Annotated in this window: 13 protein-coding genes; all 13 read right to left on the minus strand. The window is 46.0% G+C overall.

Annotation, left to right across the window (positions count from 1 at the left end; translation table 11 throughout):
• Window positions 1-73: 73 nt before the first annotated feature.
• The 13 genes from AABI20_RS00695 to AABI20_RS00755 all read right to left on the minus strand — a co-directional run bounded on the left by AABI20_RS00695 (window position 74) and on the right by AABI20_RS00755 (window position 16,036).
• Window positions 74-373, minus strand: coding sequence for a hypothetical protein (locus tag AABI20_RS00695; protein WP_338346511.1), 300 nt, complete (start codon window positions 371-373; stop codon window positions 74-76).
• Between the two features lie 199 nt (window positions 374-572).
• Window positions 573-1,925 (minus strand): type I glutamate--ammonia ligase, encoded by a 1,353-nt coding sequence (gene glnA, locus AABI20_RS00700; protein ID WP_047975250.1) that lies wholly within the window; start codon window positions 1,923-1,925, stop codon window positions 573-575.
• A 146-nt stretch (window positions 1,926-2,071) separates the two neighbouring features.
• Window positions 2,072-2,410: a MerR family transcriptional regulator gene (locus AABI20_RS00705; RefSeq protein ID WP_047975249.1), complete on the minus strand. Its 339-nt coding sequence runs from the start codon at window positions 2,408-2,410 to the stop codon at window positions 2,072-2,074.
• A gap of 31 nt (window positions 2,411-2,441) precedes the next feature.
• Window positions 2,442-5,132, minus strand: a complete 2,691-nt coding sequence (gene polA / locus AABI20_RS00710) for a DNA polymerase I (RefSeq protein ID WP_288846077.1) — start codon at window positions 5,130-5,132, stop codon at window positions 2,442-2,444.
• An 81-nt stretch (window positions 5,133-5,213) separates the two neighbouring features.
• Window positions 5,214-5,939, minus strand: coding sequence for a Bax inhibitor-1/YccA family protein (locus AABI20_RS00715; protein ID WP_047975247.1), 726 nt, complete (start codon window positions 5,937-5,939; stop codon window positions 5,214-5,216).
• An 82-nt stretch (window positions 5,940-6,021) separates the two neighbouring features.
• On the minus strand, window positions 6,022-7,356 hold the full coding sequence (murC, locus tag AABI20_RS00720; protein WP_338346512.1) for a UDP-N-acetylmuramate--L-alanine ligase: 1,335 nt from the start codon (window positions 7,354-7,356) through the stop codon (window positions 6,022-6,024).
• Between the two features lie 14 nt (window positions 7,357-7,370).
• A complete protein-coding gene (ytpR, locus tag AABI20_RS00725; RefSeq protein ID WP_338346514.1) occupies window positions 7,371-8,027 on the minus strand; it encodes a YtpR family tRNA-binding protein in 657 nt (218 codons plus the stop codon).
• A gap of 51 nt (window positions 8,028-8,078) precedes the next feature.
• Complete coding sequence (locus tag AABI20_RS00730) at window positions 8,079-8,756, minus strand: 5'-methylthioadenosine/adenosylhomocysteine nucleosidase (RefSeq protein ID WP_338346515.1); 678 nt, start codon at window positions 8,754-8,756, stop codon at window positions 8,079-8,081.
• 21 nt (window positions 8,757-8,777) lie between these two features.
• Window positions 8,778-9,086 carry a hypothetical protein gene (locus AABI20_RS00735; protein ID WP_047975243.1) on the minus strand — a complete coding sequence of 103 codons (309 nt, stop codon included), beginning with the start codon at window positions 9,084-9,086 and terminating at the stop codon, window positions 8,778-8,780.
• The gene (locus AABI20_RS00740) at window positions 9,076-9,651 is read right to left on the minus strand and encodes an NUDIX hydrolase (protein ID WP_047975242.1); all 576 of its coding nucleotides are present in this window, start codon (window positions 9,649-9,651) and stop codon (window positions 9,076-9,078) included. Before AABI20_RS00740 ends, AABI20_RS00735 begins: the two co-directional genes overlap by 11 nt.
• A 2-nt stretch (window positions 9,652-9,653) precedes the next feature.
• Window positions 9,654-9,869, minus strand: a complete 216-nt coding sequence (locus AABI20_RS00745) for a cold-shock protein (protein ID WP_288846071.1) — start codon at window positions 9,867-9,869, stop codon at window positions 9,654-9,656.
• Window positions 9,870-9,990: 121 nt separating this feature from the next.
• A complete protein-coding gene (locus tag AABI20_RS00750; protein ID WP_047975241.1) occupies window positions 9,991-11,442 on the minus strand; it encodes an NCS2 family permease in 1,452 nt (483 codons plus the stop codon).
• Window positions 11,443-11,722: 280 nt separating this feature from the next.
• Window positions 11,723-16,036 (minus strand): PolC-type DNA polymerase III, encoded by a 4,314-nt coding sequence (locus AABI20_RS00755; RefSeq protein WP_338345691.1) that lies wholly within the window; start codon window positions 16,034-16,036, stop codon window positions 11,723-11,725.
• Between the last annotated feature and the right edge of the window lie 21 nt (window positions 16,037-16,057).

A 16,057-nucleotide genomic window follows, 5' to 3' on the forward strand; every position in this document is an offset into this window, starting at 1 on the left:
AAAAATCAAAAGAATTTCTTATATTAGCCCTTGCTGACAAATACTGTGCACCACTTTTTTAATTGGCTGATGATTATGGTGTAATCAATTCCTTAATTCTATTGATGGCTTTGATTAAAAACCAGGCAGTACCCAGCCAATTACCATCGGTGACAAGGACCTGCTTTTCCCACTGACAATGGGGTTTGAATTTTAGCATGTTATTCCACCCCAACTCAATTCGGACATCAAAAAACCGGTGTGATTTAAAATCACACCGGAAAAAGCCACAATGAGGTTCACAAAGGAGGAACCAGCTAGGAACCAACAAAAAATATGTTAAAAAGCCTTCTTTGCTTTTTTCTCCCCAAACAAGCATTACCGTTGCTAACAAATTGTCACTGCTCGGTTCACGGACTAAGGACTGTGCCGCCACCTTCGATCGAGAATAGCATCCTAGCCGTTGATTCTATTATTTTTTCTTTACAGGACAGCCTCTTTTTGAAACACAACCCTAAAATGAGAAAGGCCAAGAACTGATTTATTAAAAAAACAATCAAAAAAACCGGCTAATGCCGGTTTAAAAGTATTGCTTAGTAGTTCATAAAGTAGTTGTCCAATTCCCACTGTGAAACGAATTGGCGGTATGAAGTATATTCAATGCGCTTTGCTTCGATAAACTTATCAGTAATATGGGTACCGATAGCATCAATCACAACATCATCGTTACTCAATTCATCAAGGGCAGCCAACAACGTATCAGGCAAGTTCACGATACCAGCCTTCTTACGTTCATTTTCATCCATCAAGTAAATATTCTTATCAACAGCAGCTGATGGCTCCAACTTGTTGTCGATACCATCCAAGCCAGCTGACAAGATTGCAGCCAAAACCGTGTAAGGGTTTGTTGTTGGGTCAACTGAACGCAATTCCAAACGAGTTGCTAATCCACGTGAGGCTGGCACTCGAACCATTGGTGACCGGTTTGATGCTGACCAAGCAACATAAACAGGGGCTTCAAAGCCAGGAGTCAAACGCTTGTATGAGTTAACCGTTGGGTTCGCCAAGGCAGTCAAGGCAGGAGCGTGCTTCAAGACACCGCCCAAGAAGTGCATGGCTGTGTCAGACAAGCCCAAGTTCTTGTCAGCATCGTGGCCATCAAAGACGTTACCATCCTTGTCAAACAGAGACATGTTCGTGTGCATTCCTGAACCGTTAATACCTGAGACAGGCTTTGGCATGAATGTTGCATAGTAGCCGTTCTTACGAGCGATTGTCTTTACAACCAACTTGAAAGTCTGAATCTTGTCGGCCATGTCAACGGCATCTGAGTACTTGAAGTCAACTTCGTGCTGACCAGCAGCAACTTCGTGGTGGGCTGCTTCAACTTCAAAGCCCATCTTTTCAAGCGTCAAGACGATTTCACGACGAACGTTTTCACCGCGGTCCAATGGGGCCAAGTCGAAGTAGTTTCCATGGTCGTTTAATTCCATGGTTGGTTCGCCCTTTTCATCCAATTTGAACAAGAAAAATTCAGGTTCCGTACCAACGTTGAAGGCAGTAAAGCCTTCGGCTTCGGCACGAGCAACGGCATCCTTCAAGGCAATTCGTGGATCACCCTTAAATGGTGTCCGATCCTTTGAGTACACGTCCGCAATCAAACGGGCAACTTTTCCACCATGTTCGTCAGTCGCCCATGGGAAAATCATGAACGTTGACAAATCAGGATAGAGGTACATATCAGATTCGTTAATCCGAACGAATCCTTCAATTGAAGAACCGTCGAACATCAGGTCATTGTCTAAGACCTTGTCCAATTGTGAAACTGGCACTTCAACGTTCTTGATAGCGCCCAAAACGTCAGTGAATGTCACGCGAATGAATTCAACTTGTTCGTCTTGAACGATTTGCTTAATGTCTGCTTTGGTGTAAGAAGGTTTTGCCATTAGAAACTCCTTTACTTGGCTGCTATAGTGGGTACATTTTTTTCTTGGCTGAAGGCTTTCTCCAACCAAGCTGACCAGCTGGGCATCATTTTTTAATTAACAATTTTAATTCAAAATATATTTTATTGGGGTAATCAACTGAACAATCAGTGAGTATTAAAGCGGGCGATTTGAGCAAATTCATCTTGCAACGAGCGGCGCAGGCTACTATCAACGCTGACCTGTTGCTGATTTTTCCGTTCGGCCTTGGCAAAAAGTTCTTTAATATCCGCGGTAGAGTCACCAGCATCGAGGTAGTCCTTAATTTGCAGGAGCCGATCAATATCGTTTAAAGAAAAACGGCGTTGACCACCCTTACCCCGTTTCGGAGTGATTAATTCGTGCTGTTCGTAGTAACGAATCTGGCGGTCGGTTAGCAGGGTCAACTCGCGGACGGTTGACATCGGTAAAACGGCTCGGTTACGTTGCAATTCAGAACTGGACATGAAAAACTCCTTTCAGCTGGTGATGACCACCTTACTTGGCTTCGTACCAGGTTGGACCGGCATGGTCCTCAACTTTCAATGGTACGGACAAAGAAACGGCGGAATCCATCACGGAGGTTACTAACTTTCGTACTTGCTTTAACTCCTCTTTCGGACATTCAAAGACCAGTTCATCGTGAACCTGCAAAAGCATTTTAGCTTGCAAGCCCTCCTTGGTTAAGGCCTGGTCAACCTTAATCATGGCAATTTTGATAATATCAGCCGCCGAACCTTGGATTGGCGAATTCATCGCTGTTCGTTCAGCAAATGACCGGCGGTTGAAGTTCTTAGCATTAATCTCGGGCAGGTAACGACGGCGATGTTCAATTGTTTCAACAAAACCATCTTGATGAGCCTGCTCCTTAATTTGTTCCATCCAACCATGAATCTTAGGAAACTCTTTGAAATAGGTTTCGATAAAGGACTTGGCATCCTTGCGTGAAATGCCAAGGTTCTTTGATAAGCCAAAATCAGAAATACCATAGACGATTCCGAAGTTGACAGCCTTGGCTGTCCTTCGATGGTTGGCATCAACCGGCTCATCTGCCTTCAGACCAAAGACGGCGCGAGCCGTCTCGGCATGAATATCGTCATCCTCCATGAAGGCCTTCTTCATGTTTGGATCACCGGTGATGGCGGCCAAAACTCGTAATTCAATCTGCGAGTAATCGGCTCCGAAAATCAACCAATCGGGATGACTGGGAACAAAGGCGTGGCGAATTTTACGCCCCTCCTCCGTCCGCATCGGAATGTTTTGCAGGTTCGGATCAACTGATGACAGTCGGCCGGTCTGAGTCAACGTCTGTAAAAACCGGGTGTGGATTTTCTGGTCGGCTTGATCAACAACGGCCATGAGGCCATCAACATAAGTTGACTTAATCTTTGCCAGTTGCCGGTACTCAAGAATATGGCTAACGATTGGCGCCTGCGGTGCCAGTTCCTCCAAGACTTCAACGGCGGTTGAATAACCGGTTTTTGTCTTTTTAATCACTGGCAAGTTCATCTTTTCAAAGAGCAACGTTCCTAACTGCTTGGTTGAATTAATGTTAAATTCTTCCCCGGCAATTTGGTAAATTCCTTCTTTGAGTTGGCTGATTTTTTCGTCGAGTTCCTGGCCCATCTTTTCCAGACGGTCTTCTTTGACGGCAAATCCCTGGGCTTCCATCTTGGCCAAAACGAATGACAGTGGCAACTCGATATCATGGTAGAGATCCGTCTGCTTGTGCTCAGCCAATTCCTCAAAGGCCTTGTCACGTAAGCCATAAAGCGCTTCTGCTTTATGGCCGAGGTGATCAAAGACTTCTTGATCATCGGTTGGTACAGAGAACTTAGCACCCTTGCCATAAAAATCTTCATCGGCTGGTAGATACAAACCAAAGCGGGCGGCCAACGTTGATAAGACGTTGTCATTGCCAACCGTATCGAGCAGATAGGCGACGAGCATAAAGTCAAAATCGACCCCAGCAAGCGTCAGGTCCAAGCGGTGCATCAATACCCAAACTTCCTTGGCATTGAAGAGACGTAACTTCTGTTCTGGATTTTCAATCAGGTCACGTAGTGTTAGATTTTCAAACCAGGTAAAGTCACGACTAGCAAAATACCCCAAATCATCATTACCAATAGCAAAAGCGAGCATGTCGGCCGTATGATAATTATCTGCATCTGTATCAATTTGGATGGCTAAAGTATCTGCCTTGGCAAGATTAGCTAGGGCCGCTTCGTCCAACTCCTTCACTGGGTGGAAGTTGGCGCTTTGTGACTCAGCCTCCTCAACGGAAGCATCATCTTGACCGACCAATTGGTGCGCCTTCAGCTTGGCCAGTGCTGATTTGAAATGTAAACTTTCAAACAGTTCAACCAAGCCCTTGGTTTTTGGACCATTGTAGGCCAGGTCATCCAAGGAAATTGATAAATCAGCATCCGTAATGATCGTGGCCAACTTCTGCGCCCGGTAAGCAACTTCCTTATCCGCAATCAAGTTTTCCTTCATCTTGGATTTCTTCATGTCGTCAACGTGGGCGTATAAGTTATCCAAGTCATGGTATTCAGTTAATAACTTCAAGGCTGTCTTTTCACCAACCTTTGTTACGCCTGGATAATTATCAGAAGTATCACCAGTCAAGGCTTTTTTATCGATAATCTGTGCCGGTGTCAGTCCGAACTTTTCTTGGATATAAGCGGGTGTGTATTCTTCAATCTGAGTAACACCTTTTTTTGTAATTTTTACAGTCACCTTATCGGTGGCCAACTGCGTCAAATCTTGGTCTCCAGTAATGATGATGACATCATCACCCGCTTTTTCTCCTTCCCGTGACAGTGTTCCAATGATATCGTCTGCTTCCAACCCATTTTGCTCGTAATTGTGAAGGCCATGGGCCAAGACCATTTCACGAAGGTAAGGAAATTGTTCCTTAAATTCAACCGGCGTCTTATCCCGACCACTTTTATAGTCGGCATAGAGGTCACCGCGAAAGGTTTCCTTACCTGATTTGGCATCCCAAGCAACAAGAGCGAAGTCAGGTTGCATTGGTAAGACGATTGATTCTAAAAAGTTATTAAAAGCCACGAGGGCATTGGTGTGTAATCCTTCCGGTGTTACCATTCGGTCTAGCTGTTGGTACATCGCGTAGAAAGCCCGAAACGCCAGCGAATTCCCATCAATTAAGAGTAGTTTTTTAGTCATTGGTTAGTCCTTATTTAACTTGTTTGTAGTTTAGCACAAAAAAAGCTCGCCGAAGCGAGCAATGTTAGTTTTTCTGACGTGTCAATTTCGGTTATCGCCGAAAAGTTGGATTAAAGCATAGAAAATGTTCATGAAATCAAGATAGAGCATCAGAGCCCCTGACACGGCCAAGCCGGTTGTCTGAGCTTCACTAGCACCATTAGCTGACAATTGAACATAAACTTGACGCAATGTATTGTTGTCGTAAGCTGTGTACAAAGCGAACACGATAACAGTTGCCACTGAAATCAACAAATGCATGGTTGAAGAACCGATGAAAATGTTAATCACTGATGCCACGATAATCCCAATCAATGAACCAAAAAGGATTGGACCCATTGAAGCCATCGACTTCTTTGAGAAGTAGCCATAGGCAGCCATTCCGGCAAACAATGCCGCAGTTGAGATAAAGGCAGCGCCAACTGAAGCGGCCGTATAAACGGCCAAAATCAAACCAAGCGTTAAGCCTTGGACGGCCGAGAAGGCCATCAAAAGACCGAAGGCCTTTGAGGGATTATTCGCGAATGAAGCGCTACGAATCATGGCCACAATGACCAATTCAACGACAACAACCGCCGCCATCCCAATCCAGCTACCCAAAAAGAGTTGGGCAACTTGTTGCAAAAAGAAATGTTGAACGACGTAGCCTGCAACGGCCGTTACAGCCAAGGCAATTGCCATATAGCCATAAACACGCTGGAAGAAGGACTTCATGCCTTCATCAGCGCCCGTCACATCGCGGCGAGCGTTCATATCAAAATTATCCATCAGATACCTCCCATTGGTATTGTTAATTTTTTCTATCTATATGATAACAAAAAAATCTTAATCTTAGATTAAAGGATGGCCCTTAATTCAAATCAGGCAAAGTTTGGCCAAGCAATTTTTCATAAGCGTACTCGTACTTTTGAATATCACCGGCCCCCATGAAGACCAAGACAGCATCATGGTGCTTCAACAATGGTGAAACATCGTCTTCCTTCAAGACAACAGCGCCATTTGGCAAAGCATCGGCGATGTCTTGGGCGGAAACCGTCCCCTTGCTTTCTCTGGCAGAACCAAAGATTGGCGTCAAGTAAACAGTATCGGCCGCCTGCAAAGCTTGCGCAAATTCGTCCTTATAAGCGATTACCCGGGTAAAGGTGTGCGGCTGGAAAACCGCCACAATTTCCTTCGTTGGATACTTCTGCCGGGCGGCATCAATCGTTGCCTGAATTTCTGTTGGGTGGTGGGCGTAGTCATCGATAATAACAATATCTTGGACCTTCTTTTCGGAGAAGCGGCGTTTCACCCCAGGATAAGTCAACAAGTGTGCGCGGACAATCGCCAAGTCCAACCCCTCCAGGTAAGCAACGGCAATCACCGCTGTCGCATTATAGACGTTATGCTGACCAAAAATTGGAATCGCGAACTCGCCCAAGTCCTGCCCCTTAAAGTTCACTGAAAAAGTTGAACCAGAGGTCGTCTTCTTGACATTACTAATCAAGAAGTCATCACGACCGGCCTGATCACCGTAGTAATAAACGGGCACGTCAACACCCAAATTTTGCAAGCTCGAATCGTCGCCCCAAGCCACAATGCCCTTTTTAACGCCCTTAGCAAAATCAACAAAGGCCGAGCGAACATCTGTCAAATCGTGGTAATAGTCCGGATGGTCAAAGTCAATGTTGGTCAAAATGGCATAGTCTGGGTGGTATGGCGCAAAGTGGCGCCGGTATTCATCGGCTTCCAAAACAAAGAAATCAGAATCCGCCACACCGTGACCGGTTCCATCTCCAATCAAGTAAGATGTCTTCGCAACATTCTTAAAGACATGTGATAAAAGACCGGTGGTTGAAGTTTTACCGTGGGCCCCAGCAACCGCAATGGTTGTGGCCTGATCAATTTGCTTGGCAACGGCCTCTGGATAAGAAATCATCTTGACCCCAGCCTGCAATGCTGCCTGGACTTCCACCTGGTCATCCTCAAAGGCATTACCTCGGATAAAAATTGCATCCAGATTATCCAAGACGTTGTTTGCGTCAAAAGGTAAAATCTTAATGCCCGCTTGCTCCAATGGCGCTTGCGTATAAGTGAACTGGTCAATATCTGACCCTAAGACCTCGTTGCCTTGGTCATGTAAAATTTGGGCAAGAGGTCCCATCCCAGTCCCCTTAATCCCGATAAAATAATACTTCTCTGACATGACAGTCGCCCCTCTTAATAGTTTGTATCAATCAAGCCGTCCGCATACAAACTTTGGGCAGCAGCAAAATCAAAAGCCTGACCAATTTGGCCAAAGTCAGCTGGCAAAACCAAGGCTCCTGGCTTATCAGGTGCCCCTGGCAACTTCAATTCGCGGCCAGAAACAATCATGCCGGCTGACGGTACACCGCGCAAAGCACCATCCCAAATAATGGCACCTGAAGGCATCATCGAACCAGGTTTAGCAACCACGACACGGATTCCTTCTTGCATATTCGGGGAACCAGAAACGATTTGGAGGCTTTCACCATTGCCAACGTTTGCCTGTGTCACGTGCAGGTGATCAGAATCAGGGTGAGCAGTCATTGAAATAACTTCGCCCACAACCAAGTTTGATTGTTCAACGGCAATAGCATCGTCAAAACCAGCATCCTGCAAAATCTGGTTAACTTGTGCCACTTGGCTTTCCGTCAAAAAGACTTGACCAGCTTGGTCGGTCAATGCCAAAGTTGCACCGACACCTTCAATGTTGATGCCCAATGTTTGCTTACTTTCGGCATCGACAACCTTGGTCACCTGCCCCTTGGTTTCTTGGGCAACCTTCCCCGTTGCTGGGGCAAAGGTTAACATCAAAATATCGCCAACTGCTGCTTGATTATAAACTGCAATCATGATTTTTTATCCTCTGTTTTCAAATATTTTCGATCGCTGGCTGTCCGCTCTTTAGGCAGACAATGAATCCAGGTAAGCCAGTAATAACTGGGCTGATTTTTGGCCGGCCTCGACAACAAACTCGTCAAAGGTCACAGATGATTCACCATTGGCCAAATCAGAAACGCCCCGCAAAACAATAAACGGCACGTCAAAGCGCGTTGCGACCTGCGCAACGGCTGCCCCTTCCATTTCGGCCAAGAGGACCTTGGGGAATTGTTGTTTAATTTCTTCTTTTTTGTCCTGCTGAACAAAGCTATCACCAGACACAATCAAACCAGCCTGGCTATCCGTCAAGGCCTCAAATGCTTTAACCAAATCCGCATCAGCCTCGAAGTAGGCTGGTTGGGCTGGCAACTGACCAAAATCATAGCCGAAGACTGTGACGTCGGCATCAAAGTATGTCAACTTCGTACCGATGACCAAGTCACCAATAGCCAATTTCGGCTGCAATGCACCGGCAGAACCGGTGTTGATGACCACGTCCACATGGAAGACCTGGGTCAAAATCGTCGTTGCCGTTGCGGCAGCAACCTTACCAATCCCTGATTCCGCTAAAAAGATTTCTTGACCGGCATATTCACCGACCAAAACTGTTAAATCAGCAAAGCTTTTTTCGACGGGGTTTTTAATAGCATTCGTCAATGCCTTTTTTTCTTCCGGCATTGGGGTAATAATTCCAACTTTCAAAGTAGGTGTCCTCACTGATTTTTAATTAAAGTTGACAAAGAAAAAGAAGAGATAAGTCAAGACAATCAAAGCCGCCACAAAAATCATGCCACGGTTATAGCGGTATGCTAGGCGGTCCGTCTTACCCTTTTCCGTTAATTCACCATTTGATCCGAGTTCAAAGCGGCCTTTTTTCGTCAAGCGCATCTCGGCTCGATTTTCTGGTTCTACCACTGTGATTTCATCCGGATGAGCCTTTTCATATTCGCGTTCAACCTGTCGACGCATCTTTGCCCGCTTCTTATCTTCACGGCTTTGCCGTGACCGGGTGAAAAAATGATTATTTGCCATTTGTTAATCTCCAATTTGTCCAATAGAAATAAGCCGTCAATGTCTTTTGATCATTGAGTTCACCTCGTTGATACAGTACGGTCATTTCATCATGGGAAACCGTCAATAGGTCTAAAGATTCCCCGTGGTCCTGTGGCAGTTGATCATCATTTGCTAGAGCCGTCATATCGGTTGCCAGGTAAAGGACAATTCTTGCATCCGTAAAGCCAATGGCTTCATAAACGGTCGCAAACTTAGTCAAAGAACGAGGATGAAAACGAATCTCTTCGTTCAATTCCCGGATAGCTGCCTGTCGTGCAGATTCCTCTTCGTTACCATGGTCGCGATTGTCTACTTTTCCAGCCGGAATTTCTAGGACAAAGTCATCAGCTGCAGCGCGCCATTGACGAACTAAAATAGCGTGATCGGCATCTACTAATGGCAAGATACCAACGGCCAAGGCATGGTGCACGATATCGCGTTGCGCCTGACTACCGTCAGCAAGTTCCACCTGGCGCTTCTCAACAGAGAAAATCTTACCCTGGTAAACGTCCTGCTTTGATAAAAACCGTTCTTTTTCCGCCATGCTTAGTCCTTTCCGTCGATAACCCGGACTTGAGCAGCTTGAAAAGCGTCCTTGCCTTGAACCAGGACATAAGCTACTCGTTGCCCCTGGTGGAGAGATTTAAAACCATCTCCAGCAATGCCGTTAAAGTGGACGTAAACGTCCGGTCCCTTTTGATCGGGTGTGATATAGCCATAGCCGCGTTCGGCTTGCCAAATTTTTACTGTTCCATATTTCATAGCTCTATTATAGCAAAAAACGGCCTGAATCGCTTGGTAAAAGTCTTCTTTCTGTAAAATCAGGACCAAAATTTGCCAACAAAAAAAGACGACCAAAGTCATCTTTCAATCCTGATTTGTTTTAAATAATGGCAATCAGGATAAAATTAATTAAGAAGAAGGCGGTAATCACCAACAAGATTGGTGACAACGTCTTAAATTGCTTTTGAGCAATCTTAACCACAATATAGAAAATAAAGCCGGCGGCAATTCCATAAGAAATTGAATAAGAGAAGGCCATGAAAATTGACGTAAAGAAGGCTGGCAAGGCAACCGCCAAATCCGCCCAATCAATCTTCTTAAATTCAGCCATCATCATGATTCCAACTACAATCAAAAGCGGTGCAATGGCGGCCGTTGGCACAATTGAGACCAATGGTGCCAAAAAGAGCATCAACAGGAAGCCAACTGAAGTCACTACGTTGGCCAAACCAGTTCGACCACCCGCGGCGACCCCGGTCGCTGATTCAATAAAAGTTGTTGTATTCGAAGTTCCAACAGCCCCAGCCAAGGTCGTCGTAAAGGTATCAACGACCAAAGCCTTATCCATCTTAGAATTGAAGGAGTTATCAGCAACAAAGGCTTCTTGATCTTCCTTGGAGAAGATACCCGTCTGGTTACCAATTCCAATCAAAGTTCCAATGGCATCAAACAAGCCAGTCAAGCCCATGGCGAAAATCGTAACGACCGCCAAAATGGTCTTTTGCCAAGTACCAAAGAGTGACTGCATGCCGTGTGGCCCAAAGGCAGCACCAAAGGTTGATGAAAATTCAGAAAAAGCGTGTGGTAAAGAGGTGGCTGCTGACATATGCACGTCTGTCACACCCATTGGGATACCAATCAAAGTCGTTGCAACCAACGTAATCAAAAATGCACCTGGGACCTTTTTAATCAACATAAAGGTCAACAAAAGCAAGCCAATCAAGGCCAAAAGTGCTGGTGATTGCGTAAACTTCGTTAATTCTGGCGTTACCCCACCAGAGGCCAACAATGAAGTCAATGGTCCGTGAACTGACCCACCATTGTAGGCCTTATCGTTAACGGTAATCAAGTTGTTGCCGTCAATCACAAAGTTGATGAAGCCGGCATTCTTCAAACCAATATAGGTTACAAAGACACCTAACCCACCACCGATTGCGGCCTTTAACTCAGTTGGAATGGCTTTCACAATTGCTTGACGACCATGGGTTAGCGTAATAATGACATCCAAAATTCCAACCAAGAAGACGATGGCCAAAGCCTGTTGCCATTTAAAGCCAAAGCCAAAGACAATGGTATAAGTGAAGTAGGCCTGCATCCCGATTCCGGGAGCTAGGGCAAAGGGAACGTTGGCATACAAGCCCATCGCCAAGGTTCCAAAAACAGCAACGATAATGGCTGCCACGAAGACAGCCAAAGCCGGCATCCCCGTTTGTCCTAAAATTTGTGGGTTCAAGAAGAAAATGTAAGCCATGGACACGAAAGTCGTAATCCCGGCAACCACTTCACGGCGCACCGTGGTGTTATTTTCCTTGAGTTTAAAAAATGATTGCATGATATCCGGCTGGCAAAGCGCCGGCTCCTTTTCTTATTTTTTTGATAACTGCTGATATCCGCCACAGCAGTGGTGCACTTTTGTCTTAACTATCTCACGGTCCTGCTGAAAAATCAAACATTAGCGTTCTGACAGTCTTACTTCAAAAGCAGACGTTGACTATCTGGTGGTCTTGCCTAGAAAAAAACGTAACCTGTCTGACTGCCCTACTTGAAAATCAAGTATCAACCACCCGACAGCCCTATCTAAAAAGTAAACACGAACCATCTGATAGCCTGACCTAAAAGTCAAACAAAGACAACTGATTTTCATCCGGCAAGTCCGAGATGACCGAGTGCAACGTTAAGAACTCGATGATGGTCTGGGAGACCTTCCCCCGCTTTTTCAAGTCTTCCTTACTGATAAACTTCTTTTCGGCACGGGCTGCCACAATTTGCTTGGCCACGTTGTCACCCAAACCAGGAATCGTTGAAAACGGTGGGATTAATTCATTACCATCAATGACCCAATCCGTCGCTTCTGATTGGTAAAGATCGACCATCTTAAAGGAAATTCCCCGTTCTAAGGCCTCATTGGCCATCTCTAATACGGTCTGCAAATCTTGGTCACCCTTGGTGGCATCATTACCGAGGTCACGAATCTTGGCGATGGCTGATTTAACCGCTTCCTTACCACGAGCCATGGCAACTACATCAAAGGCCGAAGCCCGGACTGAAAAATAAGTCGCGTAATAGACCGCTGGGAAGTAAACCTTAAAGTAGGCAATCCGCAGCGCCATCAACACGTAGGCCGCCGCGTGGGCCCGAGGGAACATATACTTAATCTTCAAACAAGATTCGATATACCACTCCGGCACCTCATGCTTGCGCATCAGTGCCTGGTACTCATCAGTAATGCCCTTACCCTTTCGAACCTTTTCCATAATGTTAAAGGCATCTTCTGAAGGCAGTCCATAACCAATCAAATCAGTCATAATTTTATCACGGGTTCCAATCACCGTCGCGATTGTGGCTGTTCCGTTTTCAACTAAGTCGTGAGCATTCCCCAACCACACATCCGTTCCGTGAGACAGACCAGAAATCTGTAACAATTCCGAATAGGTGTGTGGTTGTGTATCTTCCAGCATGCCCCGCACAAAGTTCGTTCCAAATTCCGGCAACCCAAGGGTCCCGGTCTTCGAATTAATTTGCTCAGGTGTTACCCCTAAGGCCTCGGTTGAGGTAAAGAGGCTCAAAACGCCGGGGTCATTAGCTGGAATTGACTGTGGGTCAATCCCGGACAAATCCTTCAGCGTCCGGACCATCGTGGGATCATCATGTCCCAGAATATCCATCTTCAAAAGATTATCGTGAATGGAATGATAATCCATGTGGGTCGTTTGCCACAAGGCCGTTTGGTCATCGGCTGGATATTGCACCGGCGTGAAATCATAAATATCATAGTCGGCTGGAACAATTAGAATACCACCGGGGTGCTGCCCCGTCGTTCGCTTGACCCCGGTAATCCCGGAAGCCAACCGTTCTACTTCGGCACCACGGTAATGCTTATCATGGTCACGTTCGTAGGCCTTCACATAACCAAAGGCCGTCTTTTCAGCCACGGTCGCAATCGTGCCGGCACGGTAAACCTTCTTTTCCCCGAACATCACCTTCATATAGTTATGGGCAATCGGCTGGTAGTCACCCGAGAAGTTCAAATCGATATCAGGGACCTTATTTCCGGTGAAGCCCATGAAGGTTTCGAAAGGAATATTTTGCCCGTCACCAATCAGCATTTCACCAGGATGGTTTGGGTCTTCCTTATCAGGCAAATCATAGCCCGAACCATACTTCTTTTCATCGGCTAACTCAAAGTAATCGCCATGAGCCGACCGATAATGTGGTGGCAAGGGATTAACTTCGGTAATTCCAGACATCGTGGCCACGAAGGATGATCCAACCGATCCACGAGAACCAACCAGGTAGCCGTCCTTATTGGACTTAGCCACCAGACGTTGGGCAATCATGTAGTGCGGCGCAAAGCCATTACCGATAATTGACTTCAACTCCCGGTCGATTCGTTCTTGAATCAACTCGGGCAGTGGATCACCGTAAGCTTCCTTGGCAGCAGCAAAGGTCTTTTCGCGTAATTCATCACCGGCTTCTGGAATCTTAGGTGGAAATGATCCCTCCTTCAACGGTGAAATATCCTCCACCTGATTTGCAATGGCGTGCGTGTTCGCGATGACGACTTGCTTGGCCTCATCCTCACCCAAGAAATCAAACTGGTCAAGCAAATCTTGGGTTGTGCGGAAGTGCAAATCCGGCAAGTTTGTTCGGTTCAACGGATTTCCTGGTTGTGATCCAATCAGAATGCTTCGATAAATTTTGTCTTCGGGGTTCGTATACTTGACGTCGCCCGTTACCACAACCGGCTTATTCAATTCCTGACCAAGCTGAATCATTTCCTTGATCAGCTTTTCCAGCTTACTTTTATTGGCAATCAGTTGGCTATCCAACATTGGCTGATAATTCGCCAATGGCTGAATTTCCAAGTAATCGTAAAAAGCAGCTTTTTTCTTAGCCGCTTGGTAACCCTTTTCAATCAGCGTGACAATCACATCACCATCAGTATCGCCGGTTCCAATCAACAGTCCTTCCCGATATTTAACCAGAACTGACCGCGGAATTCGTGGCACCTTGTTAAAGTAGAGGACGTTTGATTCCGAAACCAGGCGATACAGATTTTTTAGGCCAGTCTCGTTTTGCACCAAGACAGACAGGTGAAATGGCCGGCCATGACGCCAAGCCCCACCATCGAGCATATGATCGTTTAACTGATTCAGGTTTGATAGGTCAAAGCGTTCCTTAGCCTCTTTTAGTAACTTCCAAGCCAAGTGGCCGGTCGTTTCGGCATCGTAAATGGCTCGGTGGGCCTGCTCCAACTCGATACTAAATTTCTTGGCTAAAGTACCCAAACGGTAAGACTTATAGTCAGGATACAGCCAACGCGTTAGGGTCAAAGTATCGATCACAGGATTTGAAATCGCTTCTTCATTATATCGGTCATAGGTAGCATTCAAGAAATCCACATCAAAAGTCACGTTATGGCCAATCAAAATTGTCCCAGCGGCCCATTCCCGAAAGGCATTAATCACATCCTTTTCGGGTTTGGCGTTAGCCACCATGGCATCGGTAATCGACGTTAGGTTCGTCGTAAATTCGGACAGTGGGAAACCAGGATTGATATATTCTGAGAACTTGTCAACCACGTTCCCCAGTTCCATCTTCACGGCCGATAATTCAATAATTCGGTCCGAAACGGCCGACAACCCCGTCGTTTCCAAATCGAAGGCGACATAGGTTTGGTCCTTAGCCAAAAGGTCTAAGTCTTTGGTGTTATAGGCAATCGGATCACCATCCTCAACGACGTTGGCTTCCATACCATAAATCATTTTCAAATTATGCTTTTTGGCCGCAGCAATCGCCGTTGGATACCCTTGAACGTTGCCGTTGTCCATGACCGTCAGCGTCGTCTGGCCCCAATTTTCAGCAAGGCCAGCCAAACCGTTAAAATCAGTGACCGCATCCATCCCAGACATATTGGTGTGAGCATGCAGTTCGATGCGCTTTTCCTCGCCCTCATAGGGTTCGGATCGCTTTTCGTGGTCAACGACTTGAAGGTCATAGATGTTTAAGGCTAATTCGCGAGCGTAGGTATCTTCTTGCACGTTTCCTCGGACCTTCACCCACTGACCCGCCTTTAATTGATCGAAGACAGCCTCGTCCTGCTCATTATTTGAAAACTTCTTCGCCGTAATTGATGAAGAGTAGTCCGTAATCTTTAAGGTCATTAATTTACGACCAGACCGCAGTTCGCGAACTTCATCGGCAAAGACAAAGCCTTCAACGACGACCCGCGACTCCTCACCATCAATTTCCTCTAAGCGAGTGACCGGGATATCCGCGTTAATAGCGCGGCCAAGGCGCAGTGCAACCCCAGATGCAGACTTCTTTGGCTTGGCCGCATTGGCCTTTTCAATGGCCTGATTGATACTTTCTTGAACAGCCTGATGGTGAGACTGGTAATCTTGCGACAACTTTTCCTGCATCTTTTCGTCGATTTGGATGGCAAAGGCCAAATCAGGCAAGCCAAAACTTTGATAGACACTCTGTAATTCAGCCAAAATGTTTTTCGTCATGGCAGCAGCCAAATTAGGCATTGCCGTGGCAATCAATACCTGACGGTCTTTCGCCAAATTGATTTGAGAAGAAGCCGCTAACTGTTGCCCAACGGCAAAAGGCAGACTGGTTTTGGTCAAGGCGAGGTGAAAATAGTCGCGAATCACTTCGTCGCTAACTGTTATATCAGCCGCTTCAATGGCCAAATCAACTGAGGAAACGTGTTGGAAGTTTCCTTTTAGACCTTGGGAAAAACTCAGATAAACCTGGAATGGCAAAACCTGATTTACTGCCAAGACAAAGCGCCAAGACTTTTCAACCGGATTAACCTCAACCGCCTTTAAGTACCCACCTTGAAAATACGCCCGGTTCTCTTCCCCTTGCTTCGTTTGGGTGAGTAATTGTTCTAATTGTTCTTTTGGGCTCAGCGGCATACAAAAACCTTTCTATGACAG

It is taken from the genome of Fructobacillus cardui (genome assembly GCF_963580785.1).
GTDB lineage: Bacteria > Bacillota > Bacilli > Lactobacillales > Lactobacillaceae > Fructobacillus > Fructobacillus cardui.

What these genes read in the sequence shown, in the direction of transcription:
- glnA (WP_047975250.1), bottom strand. Translation starts at nt 1,925, where the DNA reads ATGGCAAAACCTTCTTACACCAAAGCAGACATTAAGCAAATCGTTCAA.
- AABI20_RS00705 (WP_047975249.1), bottom strand. Translation starts at nt 2,410, where the DNA reads ATGTCCAGTTCTGAATTGCAACGTAACCGAGCCGTTTTACCGATGTCA.
- polA (WP_288846077.1), bottom strand. Translation starts at nt 5,132, where the DNA reads ATGACTAAAAAACTACTCTTAATTGATGGGAATTCGCTGGCGTTTCGG.
- AABI20_RS00715 (WP_047975247.1), bottom strand. Translation starts at nt 5,939, where the DNA reads ATGGATAATTTTGATATGAACGCTCGCCGCGATGTGACGGGCGCTGAT.
- murC (WP_338346512.1), bottom strand. Translation starts at nt 7,356, where the DNA reads ATGTCAGAGAAGTATTATTTTATCGGGATTAAGGGGACTGGGATGGGA.
- ytpR (WP_338346514.1), bottom strand. Translation starts at nt 8,027, where the DNA reads ATGATTGCAGTTTATAATCAAGCAGCAGTTGGCGATATTTTGATGTTA.
- AABI20_RS00735 (WP_047975243.1), bottom strand. Translation starts at nt 9,086, where the DNA reads ATGGCAAATAATCATTTTTTCACCCGGTCACGGCAAAGCCGTGAAGAT.
- AABI20_RS00740 (WP_047975242.1), bottom strand. Translation starts at nt 9,651, where the DNA reads ATGGCGGAAAAAGAACGGTTTTTATCAAAGCAGGACGTTTACCAGGGT.
- AABI20_RS00745 (WP_288846071.1), bottom strand. Translation starts at nt 9,869, where the DNA reads ATGAAATATGGAACAGTAAAAATTTGGCAAGCCGAACGCGGCTATGGC.
- AABI20_RS00750 (WP_047975241.1), bottom strand. Translation starts at nt 11,442, where the DNA reads ATGCAATCATTTTTTAAACTCAAGGAAAATAACACCACGGTGCGCCGT.
- AABI20_RS00755 (WP_338345691.1), bottom strand. Translation starts at nt 16,036, where the DNA reads ATGCCGCTGAGCCCAAAAGAACAATTAGAACAATTACTCACCCAAACG.